The following is a 16,547-nucleotide window of genomic DNA, read 5'->3' as shown; positions in this document are numbered from 1 at the left end:
ACTCAGGTGTGCAGGGCAGGGTGGGTCAGGCGGTGTTGTTGCAGGATGAACTGGCGCAGGCGCTCGGTTTCATCCGCATCGGTCTGGCTCAGTTCGTAGGCGAAGAAACCTTGCTCGGTTTCCCGCTCGAAATGGCCGCGCAGGGCGATTCGTTCATAACCCGACGGGCTGAACCACTGGGCGAAATGTTTTGGCGGTTTGGTCTTGTTGCGCACTTCCACCAGCACGCCCTTGTGTGACACCTCGTGCACCCACAACACACCCGGCTGACCTTTGGCGTTTTCCAGTGCCACCGGCTCTTCCAGCGTCAGTCGCCATGGCCGCACCATCGGACCATCTTCGTAAATGCTCGGCACACCGAGGCGCAAATGCAGGGCGTGGAACTCGTCTTCCACCAGATGCAGCGGGAACGTCATCTGTTGATTTTCGAAGTTGGCCTGAATGGTCACTTGCTCGTGAGCAGCCAGGCGCGTGAGCAGATCACGGATCTGCGAACCGCCATTGACCAGCAGACTCGACGTCGCATCCCGCACGTTCAACTGCGGGTTGTGCTGCATGGTCTGGATGAAATCCAGCTCATCCTGAGTGAGGAGGGCGTCGCGCTGCATGGCTAACTCGAAAGATATAGTTACAAAGTCATTGGTGATTGTAGTTAATGACAATTAGTTCGCTGTTTTGTTTGAACCGTTCGTCGCTTTCAGTTCGGCCAGCTCTGCTTGCAGGGCTGCAACCTCGGCTTCGAGCTGTGTGACGCGCTGCTGAGCCTTGACCTGAACCGTCACATCCTTTTGCACACCGACGAAATAGGTCAGCCCGTCGTCAGCGTTTGTAACCGTCGAAAGCGACAGCTCATTCCAGAACGGCGTGCCGTCCTTGCGATAATTACGCAGGATTTCCCGGCACGACCCCTTGCTGCGCAACACCTCGCGAATCGCCGCCAGCGCTTGCTGGTCGCGGTCTCCGGCCTGCAGAAAGCGGCAATCCTGATAAAGAATTTCTTCACTGCTGTAGCCGGTCATTCTTTCAAAGGCCGGGTTGACGTAAATCAGGATCGTGTCCTGCTCGCCTTCCTGTTCCGCTACGACGATGCCGTCGTTAGACGCGTTGATCACCATTTGCAGCAGGCTGGCATTGATCATCTGTGAGTCCGTTCAGATTGGCCGAAGGCTCGCATTCTAGAAGAACCGTCGGCGCTGTCTACTGGCCATTATCGGTAGATGAGATCCAATCGCAGGCTTGCAGCCTGGGCTGCTACTATCGCCGCTCATTTTTTCAGTTTCAGGATCAGATTGATGAAAGTCGCCATCCTCTCCGGTTCGGTCTACGGCACCGCCGAAGAAGTCGCCCGCCACGCCCAGAACCTGTTGAAAGCCGCTGGCTTTGAGACCTTCTACAACTCGCGCGCCAGCCTGGCCGACATTCAAGCGTTCGGCCCCGAAGCCTTCCTCGCGGTGACCTCGACCACCGGCATGGGCGAGTTGCCGGACAACCTGCAACCGCTGTATTCGGCGATCCGCGATCAACTGCCAGCAGCGTGGCGCGGTTTGCCGGGCGCGGTCATCGCCTTGGGCGACGCCAGCTATGGCGACACCTTCTGCGGCGGTGGCGAGCAGATGCGCGAACTGTTCGGCGAACTGGGTGTGCGTGAGGTGCAGGACATGCTGCGCATCGACGCCAGCGAAAGCGTCACCCCGGAAACCGACGCCGAGCCTTGGCTGGCGCAGTTGATCGACACCCTCAAGGGCTGATCGGCCGCTCGCGCAGGAGTGCCAGCCACGCCTGCGCAGCATTCGACAGATAGGCGCCCTGACGCCAGATGAAGGCAATGTCCCAGCGCAGATAATCCGGCGCGCGCAAGGTCAGGCGCACCACGCCTGGCCGCACCAGCCCGCGCGCCACCACGCTGGGCAACAACACCACGCCTTGCCCGGCTGCCACCAATGCCGCGAGAAAATCCGCCTGACCGCTGCGCCCGCCTTCCTTCGGCGTAAAGCCCATTTGCTGGCATGCCTGCAGCAAGCGATCGTTGAGCACGAAGCTGCGCTGATAGAGCAGGAACGGTGTATCGGCCAGTTCGTCTAGGCCGATCTCGCCGCGATCTGCCAACGGATGATCGACGGGCAGCAGCGCATCGAGTTTCTCGTCGCAAAACGGCTGACAGTCGAATTGCGGATCCTTCGGCAACAAACTGCCACCCAACTCCAGTTCCCCGTTGAGCACGGCTTGCTCGATGTTGCGGCTGCCGCCCTCGAGCAATTGCACGCTGATGTTCGGGTAGCGCCGGCGATATTCGGCAAACAATCCGGCGAACAACGCGTCACTGCCCAACAGCGGCAGGCCCAGTCGCAACTCGCCACGGGCCAGATGACTGAGGTCGTCCAGCTCGACCAGCAACTCATTGCGCAAACGCAGCATCGCTTCGGCGCGTTGCAGCACCACGCTGCCGGCGGCGGTGAGGCGCAACTGTGAACCGAGGCGTTCCAGCAGCGGTGTGCCGAGGCTCTGCTCCAGTTGCGCGACTTGCTTGCTGACCGCTGATTGACTGATGTGCAGGGTTTTCGCCGCTTGGGTGAAACCGCCCTGATGCATGACTTCGACAAAACTGCGCAGCTGTTTGAATTCCATATGCCTGATTCCGTTTTGGAATGGCTTTGAGTCTAACAATTCGCTTCAGGGATGGCAGGTGGCTTCGTAAAATAGGCCTCTGTAAGGAGCCCATCTCATGAATGTCGCAAATATCAAGCATTTCTCTCGTCTATTCGTCGAACTCGCCGTGTTGCTCGGTCTCTATCTGCTCGGCTGCCAACTCGCCGCGTGGCTGGCATGGCCGATTCCAGGCGGCGTGATCGGCATGGCGCTGTTGCTGCTGGCCTTCGCGTTCGGCTGGGTCAAACCAGCGGCGCTGCAATTGGGCGCGGGATTGCTGATGGCCGAGATGCTGCTGTTCTTCATTCCGGCGCTGATGAGCCTGCTCGATTACGGCGCGCTGCTGCGCAACGACGGCTGGCGGATTTTGCTGGTGATCGCCGCCAGTACCTTGATGGTGATGCTGGTGACCGCGTTCACCGTGGAATTGGCCGTGCGCGCGAGGCGTTCCCATGAAGCTTGAATGGATGCCGATGTTCTGGCTGGCTTTCACCTTGTTGGCGTACTTGTTCAGCCGCTGGATTTATCGGCGCACCGGTCGCTACGTGTTGTCGCCGCTGATTCTGGTGCCGGCGTTGCTGCTGGTGCTCGCCGTGCCGCTGCATACCGCGTATGCCGAGTATTCCAGCAACACCCATTGGCTGATGCTGGTACTCGGCCCGGTGACCGTGGCCTTCGCCGTACCGATCTGGCAGCAACGGCGTTTGTTGATGCGGCACTGGTCGGCGTTGTTGCTGGGCATGGTGGCGGGCAGCGCGGCATCGATCGGCACCTCGTTCGGATTGGCCAAAGCGTTGGCACTCGACAGTTCGGTGACGATGTCGCTGGTGCCGCGTTCGATCACCACGCCGTTCGCCATGCCGCTGGCGCAAAACCTCGGCGGTGTGCCGGAGTTGACCGCGGTGTTCGTGATGTTCACCGGCGTGTTCGGGGCGATGCTCGGCGGCGTGCTGCTCAAGTGGCTGCCGTTGCGCAGTGCCCTGGCGCGTGGCGCGCTGTTTGGGGTGGGCGCGCACGGTGCCGGCGTCAGCCGAGCGCATGAAGTGGGCGGCGAAGAAGGCTCTGTCGCCGGGCTGGTGATGGTCCTCACCGGTTTGCTCAACCTGTTCGCAGCTCCTTTGTTGGCGTCGTTGCTTTGACGCGGATCCAGGCTGTTTGCTGGGCTGACTCGGTCAGTCATCAAGCTGGCTGCCAATGCAACTACGCGATTGCCTGCGCCTGACTAGACTGCTCACACGTGCAGAACAATAAGAACGCAGAGGTGCATACAGTGAGCGTAGCCCCCGTCCAATCGTCCCTTAATGTCAAAGATCAGGTCAGCGCTGCGGAATGGCAGACCCGTGTCGATCTTGCCGCTTGTTATCGTCTGGTCGCCGCCCATGGCTGGGACGATCTGATCTTCACCCATATTTCCGCCAAGGTGCCGGGCACCGAAGACTTCCTGATCAATCCGTTTGGTCTGATGTTCCATGAGATCACCGCGTCGAGCCTGGTGAAGGTCGATCAGGCCGGCAACAAACTCATGGACAGCCCGTACGAAATCAACCCCGCTGGCTATACCATCCACAGCGCCGTGCACGAAGTACGGCACGACGTGGTTTGTGTGCTGCACACACACACCGCGTCCGGTGTCGCGGTGTCGGCGCAAAAGCAGGGCGTGCTGCCGATCAGCCAGCAATCATTGTTCGTGCTGTCGAGCCTGGCCTATCACGCCTATGAAGGCGTGGCGCTGAACCATGAAGAGAAGGCGCGCCTGCAGGCCGATCTCGGCGAGAACAATTTCCTCATGCTGCACAATCACGGTCTGTTGACCTGTGGCAGCACCATCGCCGACACCTTTCTGATGATGTTCACCTTCCAGCGCGCCTGCGACATTCAGGTGATGGCGCAGACCGGTGGTGCTGAACTCATCGCTATCGAACCGCAAATCCTGGCAGGCGCCAAAGCGATGATCGCCGGCGTCACCAAAAGTGCTCAAGGTATGGGTGGCGCGCTGGCCTGGCCGGCGCTGCTGCGCAAACTCGATAAACAAGACCCGGGATATAAACTCTAATGCCTCTTGCCGAGATTCCTCTGTGTGTCTGGCGTAAACGCAGCCAGACGTTTGTCTTTCGTGGCCAGCCGATCCGTTACTGGACGACCGGGCAGGGTGAGCCGCTGTTGCTGATCCATGGCTTTCCGACCGCCAGTTGGGACTGGCATTACCTGTGGCAGCCACTGGCTCAGCGTTATCGCGTGATCGCCTGTGACATGCTCGGTTTTGGTGATTCGGCCAAGCCGGTCAATCACACCTACAGCTTGCTGGAACAGGCGGATTTGCAGCAGGCATTGCTCGCGCATTTGCAGGTTGAGCAACCGGTGCATGTGCTGGCGCACGATTATGGCGACAGTGTTGCGCAGGAATTGCTCGCGCGGCACTACGAAGAGCAGGTCGAGATAGCCAGTTGCGTGTTCCTCAACGGTGGCCTGTTTCCGGAAACCCATCGGCCGGTACTGATGCAAAAACTGTTGCTGAGTCCACTGGGCTGGATGATCGGCCGCGCGTTTACCCGCGATGCGCTGGTGAAAAGTTTCCGCCAGATCTTCGGCCCGCAAACCCGGCCGACGGAAAGTGAGCTGGATGATTTCTGGAGCCTGGTCGACAGCAATCGCGGGCCGCGCATCATGCACAAACTGATCAGCTACATTCCGGAGCGTCGGGTGCAGCGTGATCGTTGGGTCGCGGCGATGCAGCGGGGCGACGTGCCGATGCGGGTGATCGATGGCGAAGTCGACCCGATCTCCGGTGCGCACATGGTCGAGCGCTATCGCGAGTTGATCCCGGATGCGGATACGGTGTTGTTGCCGGGCATTGGTCACTATCCGCAAACCGAGGCGCCGGTGCAGGTACTCAAGCACTATCTGGAATTTCGCGAACGCCAGGTGCTGCCGCCGCGCAAGGTCGCCTGTTCCTGAAGATCAAAAGATCGCAGCCTGCGGCAGCTCCTGCACCGATCCCTGTAGGAGCTGCCGCAGGCTGCGATCTTTTGCTTTTCAATCCTGACTATCCCCCAACCTTATCGCACACCATTCAGCCCCAGCCCTGTTCGTTGTGACACCACGCCCGGTGCCTGACACTCAGCGTCAATACTGGCCTGCTGGAGTTGCCTCGATGAATGAGTCTGTGCGTTTCGAAGATAAAGTCGTGATCGTCACTGGTGCCGGTGGTGGCCTTGGCCGCGCCCACGCACTGTTGTTCGCCAAGCAAGGCGCGAAAGTGCTGGTCAACGACCTCGGCGGCTCGACCCAGGGCGAAGGCGCCAATGCCTCCGCCGCCGACCGCGTGGTCGCCGAAATTCGCGAAGCCGGCGGCACGGCTGAAGCCAACCACGACTCGGTCACCGACGGCGACAAACTGGTCCAAAACGCCCTCGACGTCTTCGGCCGCGTCGACGTCGTGGTCAACAACGCCGGCATCCTGCGCGACAAGACCTTCCACAAAATGGACGACGCCGACTGGGATCTGGTTTACCGCGTCCACGTCGAAGGCGCCTACAAAGTCACCCGCGCCGCATGGCCACACCTGCGCGAGCAAAACTACGGCCGCGTGATCTTTACCGCCTCGACCTCGGGCATCTACGGCAACTTCGGCCAGTCCAACTACGGCATGGCCAAACTCGGCCTCTACGGCCTGACCCGCACCCTGGCCATCGAAGGTCGCAAGAACAACATTCTGGTCAACGCCATCGCGCCAACCGGCGGCACGCGCATGACCGAAGGCCTGATCCCGCCGCAAGTGTTCGAACAACTGAAACCGGAACTGGTCAGCCCGCTGGTGGTGTACTTGGCGAGCGAGCAGTGCCAGGAAACTTCCGGGTTGTTCGAAGTCGGCGGTGGCTGGATGGGCAAGGTGCGTTGGGAACGCAGCCTGGGTGCCGGATTCGATCCGCGGGAGGGTTTCTCGCCTGAGGACGTTGCCGCGCATTGGCAGCAGATTTGCGATTTCGAAGGGGCGGCGCATCCGAAGGACAATATTGAAGCGCTGAAGGAAATGATGGCGAATTTGCAGAAGTATTCGCTTTGATTCCACTGCATCAAGCGACAGGATTTGCCTGAGTCCTGTCGTCCCCTCCAGCAATCCCCGCTGTACAAAATTCTTCGCCCATAAAAAAGGCCGCTGCAAACGCAGCGGCCAAGGTAAGACGTTGGATCAAGGAGCTACAAATCAACGTCAGTGAACACCGGGGCGATAAACCGAACACGTCGATTCATCTGAAATCTGTCAGCAATGGCCAGAGTTGCTCATGGCCAGTGCTTCGGCGCTTTTCGGCGTATCCCGTGAAAGCCCGCTCAGAATAAGCACTTCGGCCTGTAGGAAAAATAGCGATTCCAGACATGCACTGTTGCGGGGCGTGCAACAGTCGCTGCGCCCCGGCATGCACCATGGGTTGCGCTGATGATCGTCCATCCAGCTCACGGATGAATCGCGCAAAGCCCCGTCCTGTGCGGGCATTCATCCTTTCGAGCGACAGCGCGAATACCTCCTTGGTGCGCTTATCGTCCCGTGCCGGCGGCAGTAGGGTGGGGTCTTCTGTCACTCACCGGGGAAGACGCATGACAAAAACAACAATGCGCGCCATCTTCACGCCGCAAGCGCTGGCCGCTGCGGTGGCTCTGGGTTGCTGTGCCCAGGCGCAAGCGGTCGCTTTCAACATCGGCGAAATCGAAGGGACGTTCGACTCGTCGCTGTCGATCGGTGCGAGCTGGGGCCTGCGCGATGCCGACAAGTCGCTGGTCGGCACGGTCAACGGCGGCACCGGGCAATCTTCCACGGGTGATGACGGGCGCCTGAACTTCAAGAAAGGCGAGACCTTTTCGAAGATCTTCAAAGGCATTCACGACCTCGAACTGAAGTACGGCGACACCGGTGTGTTTGTGCGCGGCAAGTATTGGTACGACTTCGAGCTCAAGGACGAAGACCGCGAGTTCAAGCAAATCAGCGACAGCGGTCGCAAGGAAGGCGCCAAGTCGTCCGGCGCGCAGATTCTCGATGCCTTCGTCTATCACAACTATTCCATCGCTGATTTGCCGGGCACTGTGCGCGCCGGTAAGCAGGTGGTGAGCTGGGGCGAAAGTACGTTCATCGGCAACTCGATCAACAGCATCAACCCGATCGACGTTTCCGCATTTCGCCGTCCCGGTGCCGAGATCAAGGAAGGCCTGATTCCGGTGAACATGCTGTTCGGTTCGCAAGGCCTGACGGATCAGCTGACGGTTGAGGGCTTCTATCAACTGGAGTGGGATCAGACCGTTCTCGACAACTGCGGCACGTTCTTCGGTGTCGATGTGGCGGCGGATGGTTGCAACAACGGCTACACCGTTGGCAATCCGGCAATCGCGCCGTTGGTGCCGCTGACCCAGGCCTTCGGTCAGGGCATTCAGGTCACTCGCGAAGGGGTGGTGATCCCTCGGGGCGGCGACCGCGACGCGCGCGATTCCGGGCAGTGGGGCACGGCGCTGCGCTGGCTCGGCGAGGACACCGAATACGGCCTCTATTTCATGAACTATCACAGCCGCACGCCAACGGTGGGCACCACCACGGCGGGGCTTTCGACACTTGCGGCGTTGCCGGGGATGGTCGGTATTGCCAACGGTCTGGCGCCTGGCAGCGGCTCGGGTCTGGCGCAGAGCGTGATGCTCGGGCGCGGCCAGTACTACCTCGAATACCCGGAAGACATTCGCCTGTATGGCGCGAGTTTCTCCACCACCCTGCCAACCGGTACTGCGTGGACTGGTGAGGTCAGCTACCGGCCAAACGCGCCGGTGCAGGTCAACACCAACGATCTGACGCTGGCGCTGCTCAACCCGATTGCCGGCGGTGCGGCCTCGCCGCTGACGACGTCGCCGGGCGCGGACAACAAGGGCTACCGCCGCAAGGAAGTCACGCAAATCCAGAGCACCCTCACGCACTTCTTCGATCAGGTCTTGGGCGCAGAACGTCTGACCGTGGTCGGCGAAGCGGCGGTGGTGCATGTCGGCGGACTGGAGCCGCGCAGTCAACTGCGTTATGGCCGCGACTCGGTGTACGGCCAGTACGGTTTCGGCGGCGACACCGACGGTTTCGTCACTTCAACTTCGTGGGGCTACCGCGCCCGGGCGATCCTCGATTACGCCAACGTGGTCGGCGGGATCAACTTCAAACCCAACTTGTCGTGGTCGCATGACGTCGCCGGTTACGGGCCCAACGGCCTGTTCAACGAAGGCGCGAAAGCGATCAGCGTCGGCGTCGATGCCGACTACCGCAACACCTACACCGCGAGCCTCAGTTACACCGACTTCTTCGGCGGTGATTACAACGTCCTCGAAGACCGTGACTTCGTGGCCCTGAGCTTCGGCGTGAACTTCTGATCTGCCCGAGAAGGATGACTGCAATGCGCAAAATGATTCTGCAATGTGGTGTGCTGGCCCTGAGTGTGCTGGCGGCCAACGTGATGGCGGCAGTGTCGCCGGATGAAGCGAACAAACTCGGCACCAGCCTGACCCCGCTCGGCGCCGAAAAGGCCGGCAACGCCGATGGCTCGATTCCGGCGTGGGCCGGCGGTATCCCGAAAAACGCCGCCGCGGTGGACAGCAAAGGTTTCCTCGCCGACCCGTTCGCCAACGAGAAACCGTTGTTCACCATCACCCCGGCCAACGTCGACAAGTACAAGGACAAGCTGTCTGAAGGTCAGGTGGCGATGTTCAAGCGTTACCCGCAAACCTACAAAATTCCGGTTTACACCACCCACCGCACCGTCGCCGTACCGCCGGAAATCTACGAATCGGCCAAGCGCAGCGCGCTCAATGTGACCACGATCAACGACGGTAATGGCCTGGCCAATTTCACCGGCAATCGCTACTACGCGTTTCCGATTCCGAAGAACGGCGTCGAAGTGTTGTGGAACCACATCACCCGTTATCACGGCGGCAACGTCAAACGCATCATCACTCAGGTGACCCCGCAGACCAACGGCAGCTACACGCCGATCCGCTTCGAGGAAGAGATCGCCGTGCCGCAATTGATCAAGGATATCGATCCGGAAAAAGCCGCCAACGTGCTGACCTTTTTCAAACAGTCGGTGACCGCGCCAGCACGTCTGGCCGGTAACGTGCTGCTGGTGCACGAGACCCTCGATCAGGTGAAGGAGCCGCGTCTGGCGTGGATCTACAACGCCGGTCAGCGCCGTGTGCGTCGTGCGCCGCAAGTGGCGTATGACGGCCCGGGCACGGCGGCGGATGGCCTGCGTACTTCGGACAACTTCGACATGTTTTCCGGCGCACCGGATCGCTACGACTGGAAACTGGTCGGCAAGAAGGAAATGTACATCCCGTACAACAGCTACAAACTCGATTCGCCAAGCCTGAAATACGACGACATCGTCAAGGCCGGGCACATCAATCAGGACCTGACCCGTTATGAATTGCACCGTGTCTGGGAAGTCATCGGTACGGTCAAACCAAGCGAGCGGCACATCTACGCCAAGCGCCACATGTACATCGATGAGGACAGCTGGCAAGTCGCACTGGTCGATCACTACGACGGGCGCGGCCAACTGTGGCGCGTGGCCGAGGGGCACTCTGAATATCACTACGAGCATCAGGCACAGGCTTACACCCTCGAAGCGCTCTACGACATCATCGCCGGTCGCTACATTGCCCTGGGCATGAAGAACGAAGAGAAGCACAGTTACGAATTCGGCTTCGAAGCCAAGGCGGCGGATTACACACCATCGGCCTTGCGCGCCGAAGGCGTGCGGTAAAGTTCTGGATACATTGGAAGGCAAAAGGCGACCACCCGGTCGCCTTTTTTATGGGTGCCAATCAGCGCGCTGAATACTCGTCAACAAGGTGCCTGCAGAGGGCTAGGGTGAGTGCATAACGATAAAAAGGCTGACCCGATGACTGCCATGACTTCTTGCCTGGATCGCCGCGGATTTTTCCCCAGGCTTTCTTCCCATCATCAGCCGCGTCTTCGATTGAGCCAGCCATTGCTTGATTCAATGGCGCGAGTCCGGCTCGTCTGCGCACCCGCCGGCAGTGGTAAAACTGCGTTACTCACCGAATGCTTTTTGCAGGCGCCAGCATCATGTGAACGGGCCTGGTTGCCGTTGGCTGGCGTCATGTTGAACCGCATGCAGCTATGCCAGCGACTGGCGCATGCGCTGGGGCTGCCCGAAAGCATTGATGAGGCCGGGTTGATCGCGATGCTGACGTTCTGGTCCAGACCCACCTGGCTGTTTATCGACGACTACTGCCGTTTGCCGGATCCGCTGCTGGATGCCTTGCTTGATCGCCTGCTGGCAGTCAGCAGTCCAGCACTGACCTGGTGGGTGAGCACCCGACGTCGTCCGCAATGCAATTGGCCGCGGCTTTTGCTCAATGATGAGTTGTACGAGTGTGAACAGGCGACGCTGGCACTTACACACGAGGAGGTCGCCGGAGCGTTGCGCCACTTGCCGCCGGAACAGGCTGGCAGTGTCGCCACTCGGATTGTCCAGCGCACCGGCGGCTGGTGCGCCGGGGCACGTATGGCGCTGTTGCAAAAATGCAATGAGTCGCAAGGCATTCTCCCCCGGCAACGCGTCGACACGCTGCTGGACTATCTGCAGCACGAACTGTTCAGCGGCCTTACTCCGGAGCAGGCTGAGGCATGGCGTGTACTGGCGCATTTACCGCGCTTCAACACCGAGCTGTGTGAACACTTGTTTGGTGCCGGTGAGGGCGCGCCGCTCTTGAGCGCGTTGCAAGTCCTTGGCTGCTTTATCGAGCCGTGGCATGAGTCTGCGGACTGGTTGCAAGTATTCGCGCCATTGTCTCGCATCATGTGTGAAGAACACTGGCCTGCCGGACGCTCATGGCATCGGCGTGCCTGCCAGTGGTTTACCGCTGCCCAGGATTGGCGCGCCGCCTTTGAACAGGCGCTGCTGGCTGATGAATACGAGACAGCGGTGAGTCTGTTGCAGCACTTGAGCCTCGAAGATCTGTTCGAGGATCAAACGGTTGTGCTGTTGTTGCGATTGCAGGAGTGTCATGGGCAGGAGTTGATCCTGGCCACCCCGCAACTAATCGGGCTGATGACCGCAGCGGCGCTTTTCGCCGGTCGTTTTGAACACGCCGCGGTGTGTATCGGCCACCTGTCACGGTTCATGCCACAGCCTAGCGCTCAACTCGAGCAGCAATTACTTGCGCGGTGGCAGGCGCAACAAGGCTGGCTACTGCACTTGCAAGGGCAAATGGAGCCTGCGCGCGAGCACTTTCGAGAAGCGTTGGCCGCACTGGCTCCTCACGCATGGCAGGTTCGTTTGTTATGCCTGTCCGGACAGACCCAGCAAGCGTTATTGTGCGGTGAACTGGAGCAGGCCCACGCCATCAACCGCGAGGCACTGTGCCTGGCTCGGGCCCAGGGTTCGCTGCTGTTCGAGGGCTTGCTCGAGCTCGATCACGCACAATTGCTCGAACAACGAGGGGCGCCGGCTCGGGCCGAGAGTCTGCTTCTGGCCATCGACCAGTTGCTGCGCGCGCGGGCGGATCAACCGACACCACTGCTTGGCAGAATCTCTCTGCGCCGAGGGCGGCTGGCCCTGTGCATGGGGCACGAGACTCAGGCGGCGGAACTGTTTCAAAAAGGCCTTGAGGATTGCCTGCGCAGTCATGACAAGCGTGTGTTGTACGGCTATCTCGGACAAGCGCAACTCGCGGCAAATAAAAGCGATTACGCGCTGGCGTTCGAGCGCTTGCGCGAAGCCGAAAGGGTCATGCAGCAAAGGCAGATACCGGACACGGTTTATCGTGGTGTGCTTCTGCAGGTCAGCAGCCAGTTCTGGTTGCAACAGGGGCGGCCGCAGTTGGCGCAAGAAGCACTGGGACGGCTACTGCGCCACTACCGTGGACCGCATGCACGTCAGGCTCCCCCCGCCACCCTGGAATTGATTGCGCGCATCGAGTATCTGTTGGCCTGCGCCTGTATGAAACTTTCGCCCGCGGAAAATGGCCTTGCTCAGGTTCAGCAACTGTTAAAACAGGCCCAGGCGAAGGGAATGTTGAACATGGAAACTGAATTACAGTTGGCAATAGCACAACTGGCCGAGTCGAGCGGCGATCATGTTTTAGCGCAAAGAGCTTTTCAACGGGCACAGCTATTAGTCGAGCGCTGTCACTTGCATCAGGCCTTGCGAGAGTGGCAGTTACGCCGAGATACCAATATCGCATCGCAGGTGATGACGGATGGTAATTCGCCGTTTACGGAAGAAATGCATGAACTTGCGCTGAGTCGCCGTGAGCTTGAAGTGCTGCGGTTAATTGCCCAGGGAGCATCCAATCAGCAAATTGCCGAGCAACTTTATATTTCATTGCATACGGTGAAAACTCACGCCAGGAGAATCAATGGGAAACTAGGCGTAGAGCGCAGGACCCAAGCTGTGGCGAAGGCTAAGTCATTGGGGTTTCTATAGCTTTTGCAGTAAGTAAACTGTTGTTCAATTGTTGAAGTGAATATTTTTTGAAATCTATTGGCTGTTTTCGCCAGTCAAAAAAGAATCTACCTTGCGACAATCCAAAGTGGCTGCTTTTCTGTAGCCTGGGTTAAGTCGACAAGGAGTTTTCATGAGCAAGATGTTCACAAGTCTGATGCGCGATTCGGAAGGTGAAAAGGTAACGTGGGCTCAAGAATGGGAAAAGGCGACTATTGCGAAAAATAAACTTTTTGCCGTCGTTGATGGGGCGCCCAACGTTAAACTGATTGTCAGGAAAATGCTGGAAAGCGAGTTGGTGCAGAGGCGCAAAAAAGTGGACATTGACAATGTCTATATTAATACAGGGAGTTTGAAGGCTGATGGCAAGCGGCGGCCCTCAGGGACGCTGAGCGAAGTGGTGCTCTACTGCCTGGATAATAATGTACAGCCAGGATATGTCGTGGGTGGGGATGGAGTTTTTTATCTTGCCGACACGTTCAGTGATAAATTCAAAGTGCCAGAGTTCAGTATTCACGATGTTGAAAGTCTGGTGTCGAGCCTCTCCGGCGAACTCGAAAACACGCTCCAGGAAGAACTCGCTGGATATTGGGCGGCCGCCGCAAAAGCCACTGCAGTTGAATCGCCTTTATTGACCAATACACAAATTTTTCATCAGGCTTACGCCTCGGTATTGACAGCTGAGTTATCGCTTTCGGTCATGACCGGTGCGGTGCCTGACTTTCTAGGAGGGCGGTTCGCTCATTTGTTAAACGCCGCGAAGAGTCAGGGTGCTTTTGAAGTAAGGCTGCAACCCGATGAGGATTATCTGGGCGGGCCAGGGCCACGTTTCGTTCTGGACAACGCCGAACGTGCGGGTTCGGAAATGAAATGGATTAATGAAGACACTGGTTATGTCGTGCATACGCCAAAATATGGCTTTGAATATTTTAGTAGAAGCACCGAATTATATAAAAAATTGCAAGCTCGCCAGGCCTCGCCGACGATTGAAATTGAATGCCTTAAAATGTCTGGAAGCGTAATTTCAAATGGCGTAGATGCCCACCTGAAAGGCCAGGTTGAAAGCGCAGCCAGTCGGCTGCGAAATCGCCAGAATTTTGCTGGAACATTAATTTCCGAGTTGCAAAATAATCAAAATATGCAAGTCATGCGTCACGCTATAGAGACTCGATTCAATCGGTTGTTCGCCGACTTGAAGCGTACCGATTGGCCACTGTGGTTGAAGTCTGCAACTCAAGTTGTGCAAAAACGTTACGCTGAACTTGAAGAGTCGATGGAACGATACGACGTCATCTATAAGGCTGAATTTGATAAATGTTTTTCCTTCAAGGACTATGTGTTGCGGTCTTTCGCTGCATGGTCAGACAGCGCGCTGGGTGAAGCGCTGGATCCGGAAGTGATCCAGGTCCACAGTTCCTACAAATTGCAGGTGGGCGGACGCACCATAGAGCAGGAAGAGAGCAGAACACTGACCGAGTATTTAGTGGTCGGTCTGCATGACGACGGTCACAGGGCTAATATCACCCTCAAACGCACACCGCCAGGCAGCCGTTTGTCCGTCAATGCACTCGAGCAATGGTTGACCAATCGAAGCCTGCGCATGGAGTTTGTAGCCAGTCTCCCGGCTTCTACATCTGCCGGATTTCAGCAGGCCTATCGCGACTACCTCAACAGCCAAATGGAGTTCGCTCTTTTTGTTGCTCGTAACAGCGGGTATTACAGTGAGAAGGAGGCAGAAGTAGTACAGCGCGGGTTGGCTGGCGATCCGTCGGTGCTTATTCGCGGCCTGAAAATAAAAAATCAATCGGTAGCATTGAAAGAAGTATTTGTTTTTATGGTTGCGGGAATTCATAACGGGTTTCTGCTGTTTCTGAAAACACCTGAGGGGAAATTTCAGTTTCAAAAATTCCCTGAAATGTATGAGATGAATCGGTGGCTCGAAGCGGCCTTGAGCGTAGACCGAAACTATGCTGAAACGTTGATTCACCCGGAGTATTTGAATGACGCCGGAAAGCTGATGGGTACTGATCGCGCAAAAGTGCATTATAAATACGAACTGGATAACCGATTTGCTGATCTGTTTGCCGGCGGGATGAAGCTTCTGTCCGATTATGCGCCTATTGCTTATCGTGCAGAAGTTGCGTTGCACAAAACAATTGCTCCGATTGGCTATCGGTTTCTGGGAAATAACGGTCGTAAGCGTTATGCCCGTTTGACCACAGAGCTCAAGGCGCTTTCGGTTGTAGACGCACGCGAAAATGGTTTTCCTTCATTTGAACGGTTTACCTACGACCTGATCAAGCAAGAGATCGAGATTATATTGCGTTCCAAGGGACGTGTTGTCGACGTTAATCCTGATCTGATCATGGTTCAGACAGTCGAGTTTCGTAAAAGCATTACTGATCTATTGCTGGAGGGGATTTCGTTTGAGGCATCTCATCCTGCCTATGCAACAAAAGATGATCCCAAGTACTTTGTTACGGGAGGCCACCCCGTGATGGCTGAGCTGGATATTCGCCACTTGTCAGCGCTGTCCAAGACATTTCGTCCGGGTGATCGTTATACCGAAATGCTTAAGAAGGTGTACTTGGATAAAGGCGATGCCGGCTACGCGTTCAAGCGTGCAGTGCATGCAAAAAAAATCCGCTGCCAAATGCATTGTAGCGCCGTCTCCGATTTCATTGATGGCAGAATATCGCCTGAAATATTAACTGCCCTTCAGCGTGTCATTGACGATTTAAAAGAAAGCGGTGGCTATCTTTCTATTGCCGATAATATTTCAGAAGGTGACGAGGGGTTGTACAAGTTCAATATCGGGCCGTTGGGTCTGATGGCGGCAAGCGATCGTACAGTGGAAGGCGTTTATATATTTCGTCTCAAGCTGGGCGCAGAGTTTTATGATTATCTCTACACGCCCGATGCTCCCGATCGGGCTACATTTCGTCCCGTTGGAGAGTTTATCCAGTCCATTCGTTTTCGGTACGGGCCGTTCAGGGATTATTACTCAGGTCGGATTTTGCTGGTAGATCAAGCGGTCATCAATGAATATTTTGACCGCATTGTGGCCACCGTTGATAGTCGGCCTCCCGTTAAAACGCAAAGTCGAGCCAAACTGCCAGATCTCTATACCTTTCACAATGAGAGGGTGCGTCGTGTGTTGAGTGATATCGACGAGAGAACCACAAGCTTGAAAGAAGTGGTCGCTGGGCTGATTTACGATAACGTCATGAAAGTCGCGAACCTCATCAGCTTGGTTGTGCCACCCATCGGTACGGTAGTGGTAGCTGTTCAGATGATGAAAAGTATCTATGACGCATCGCAAGCGGACAGGAGAGGAGATTACTCCGCCGCAGTGGGCCACCTCAAGGATACTGTGACCAGTCTGTTAACACTGGGGAAAGCGGCGGCCGCCGG

13 protein-coding genes are annotated in these 16,547 nt (G+C 57.4%); 10 read left to right on the top strand and 3 right to left on the bottom strand.

Going from position 1 to position 16,547, the window contains the following annotated elements; all coding sequences use genetic code 11:
* Positions 1 to 2: 2 nt before the first annotated feature.
* Both PMI37_RS21665 and PMI37_RS21660 read right to left on the bottom strand, forming a co-directional pair.
* Positions 3 to 608 carry a hypothetical protein gene (locus PMI37_RS21665; protein ID WP_008084982.1) on the bottom strand — a complete coding sequence of 202 codons (606 nt, stop codon included), beginning with the start codon at positions 606 to 608 and terminating at the stop codon, positions 3 to 5.
* Between the two features lie 54 nt (positions 609 to 662).
* On the bottom strand, positions 663 to 1,139 hold the full coding sequence (locus PMI37_RS21660) for a PAS domain-containing protein (protein WP_008084980.1): 477 nt from the start codon (positions 1,137 to 1,139) through the stop codon (positions 663 to 665).
* Between the two features lie 153 nt (positions 1,140 to 1,292).
* Between PMI37_RS21660 and PMI37_RS21655 the strand changes: the two genes are divergently transcribed.
* On the top strand, positions 1,293 to 1,748 hold the full coding sequence (locus PMI37_RS21655; RefSeq protein ID WP_008084978.1) for a flavodoxin: 456 nt from the start codon (positions 1,293 to 1,295) through the stop codon (positions 1,746 to 1,748).
* Here the strand turns inward: PMI37_RS21655 and PMI37_RS21650 are convergent.
* The gene (locus PMI37_RS21650) at positions 1,738 to 2,625 is read right to left on the bottom strand and encodes a LysR family transcriptional regulator (protein WP_008084976.1); all 888 of its coding nucleotides are present in this window, start codon (positions 2,623 to 2,625) and stop codon (positions 1,738 to 1,740) included. The genes PMI37_RS21655 and PMI37_RS21650 overlap by 11 nt on opposite strands.
* A gap of 97 nt (positions 2,626 to 2,722) precedes the next feature.
* On the opposite strand from PMI37_RS21650, the gene PMI37_RS21645 reads away from it, so the two are divergent.
* The 9 genes from PMI37_RS21645 to PMI37_RS21605 all read left to right on the top strand — a co-directional run.
* Positions 2,723 to 3,109 carry a CidA/LrgA family protein gene (locus PMI37_RS21645; RefSeq protein ID WP_008084974.1) on the top strand — a complete coding sequence of 129 codons (387 nt, stop codon included), beginning with the start codon at positions 2,723 to 2,725 and terminating at the stop codon, positions 3,107 to 3,109.
* Positions 3,099 to 3,785: an LrgB family protein gene (locus tag PMI37_RS21640; RefSeq protein ID WP_008084972.1), complete on the top strand. Its 687-nt coding sequence runs from the start codon at positions 3,099 to 3,101 to the stop codon at positions 3,783 to 3,785. Before PMI37_RS21645 ends, PMI37_RS21640 begins: the two co-directional genes overlap by 11 nt.
* A 131-nt stretch (positions 3,786 to 3,916) precedes the next feature.
* Entirely contained in the window at positions 3,917 to 4,699 is a 783-nt protein-coding gene (locus tag PMI37_RS21635) for a class II aldolase/adducin family protein (RefSeq protein WP_008084971.1), read from the top strand.
* Positions 4,699 to 5,601: an alpha/beta fold hydrolase gene (locus PMI37_RS21630; RefSeq protein ID WP_008084969.1), complete on the top strand. Its 903-nt coding sequence runs from the start codon at positions 4,699 to 4,701 to the stop codon at positions 5,599 to 5,601. Before PMI37_RS21635 ends, PMI37_RS21630 begins: the two co-directional genes overlap by 1 nt.
* Positions 5,602 to 5,797: 196 nt before the next feature.
* Complete coding sequence (locus tag PMI37_RS21625; protein WP_008084967.1) at positions 5,798 to 6,709, top strand: SDR family oxidoreductase; 912 nt, start codon at positions 5,798 to 5,800, stop codon at positions 6,707 to 6,709.
* 530 nt (positions 6,710 to 7,239) lie between these two features.
* Positions 7,240 to 9,033 (top strand): DUF1302 domain-containing protein, encoded by a 1,794-nt coding sequence (locus PMI37_RS21620; RefSeq protein ID WP_008084964.1) that lies wholly within the window; start codon positions 7,240 to 7,242, stop codon positions 9,031 to 9,033.
* A gap of 23 nt (positions 9,034 to 9,056) precedes the next feature.
* Positions 9,057 to 10,424, top strand: a complete 1,368-nt coding sequence (locus PMI37_RS21615; protein ID WP_008084961.1) for a DUF1329 domain-containing protein — start codon at positions 9,057 to 9,059, stop codon at positions 10,422 to 10,424.
* Positions 10,425 to 10,562: 138 nt separating this feature from the next.
* On the top strand, positions 10,563 to 13,115 hold the full coding sequence (locus tag PMI37_RS21610; protein WP_045123225.1) for a helix-turn-helix transcriptional regulator: 2,553 nt from the start codon (positions 10,563 to 10,565) through the stop codon (positions 13,113 to 13,115).
* 151 nt (positions 13,116 to 13,266) lie between these two features.
* On the top strand, positions 13,267 to 16,547 hold a 3,281-nt coding region (locus PMI37_RS21605; RefSeq protein ID WP_008084957.1), incomplete at its 3' end, for a DUF6543 domain-containing protein.

Source organism: Pseudomonas sp. GM80 (genome assembly GCF_000282515.1).
Taxonomy (GTDB): domain Bacteria; phylum Pseudomonadota; class Gammaproteobacteria; order Pseudomonadales; family Pseudomonadaceae; genus Aquipseudomonas.
The sequence above is the reverse complement of the archived record's forward strand: the minus strand, read 5'-3'. Positions and strand labels throughout refer to the sequence as shown.

Excerpts from the sequence above, each read along its gene's own strand:
- PMI37_RS21645 (WP_008084974.1), top strand. The coding sequence starts at position 2,723 with ATGAATGTCGCAAATATCAAGCATTTCTCTCGTCTATTCGTCGAACTC.
- PMI37_RS21610 (WP_045123225.1), top strand. The coding sequence starts at position 10,563 with ATGACTGCCATGACTTCTTGCCTGGATCGCCGCGGATTTTTCCCCAGG.
- PMI37_RS21650 (WP_008084976.1), bottom strand. The coding sequence starts at position 2,625 with ATGGAATTCAAACAGCTGCGCAGTTTTGTCGAAGTCATGCATCAGGGC.
- PMI37_RS21625 (WP_008084967.1), top strand. The coding sequence starts at position 5,798 with ATGAATGAGTCTGTGCGTTTCGAAGATAAAGTCGTGATCGTCACTGGT.
- PMI37_RS21620 (WP_008084964.1), top strand. The coding sequence starts at position 7,240 with ATGACAAAAACAACAATGCGCGCCATCTTCACGCCGCAAGCGCTGGCC.
- PMI37_RS21655 (WP_008084978.1), top strand. The coding sequence starts at position 1,293 with ATGAAAGTCGCCATCCTCTCCGGTTCGGTCTACGGCACCGCCGAAGAA.
- PMI37_RS21615 (WP_008084961.1), top strand. The coding sequence starts at position 9,057 with ATGCGCAAAATGATTCTGCAATGTGGTGTGCTGGCCCTGAGTGTGCTG.
- PMI37_RS21665 (WP_008084982.1), bottom strand. The coding sequence starts at position 608 with ATGCAGCGCGACGCCCTCCTCACTCAGGATGAGCTGGATTTCATCCAG.
- PMI37_RS21640 (WP_008084972.1), top strand. The coding sequence starts at position 3,099 with ATGAAGCTTGAATGGATGCCGATGTTCTGGCTGGCTTTCACCTTGTTG.
- PMI37_RS21660 (WP_008084980.1), bottom strand. The coding sequence starts at position 1,139 with ATGATCAATGCCAGCCTGCTGCAAATGGTGATCAACGCGTCTAACGAC.
- PMI37_RS21630 (WP_008084969.1), top strand. The coding sequence starts at position 4,699 with ATGCCTCTTGCCGAGATTCCTCTGTGTGTCTGGCGTAAACGCAGCCAG.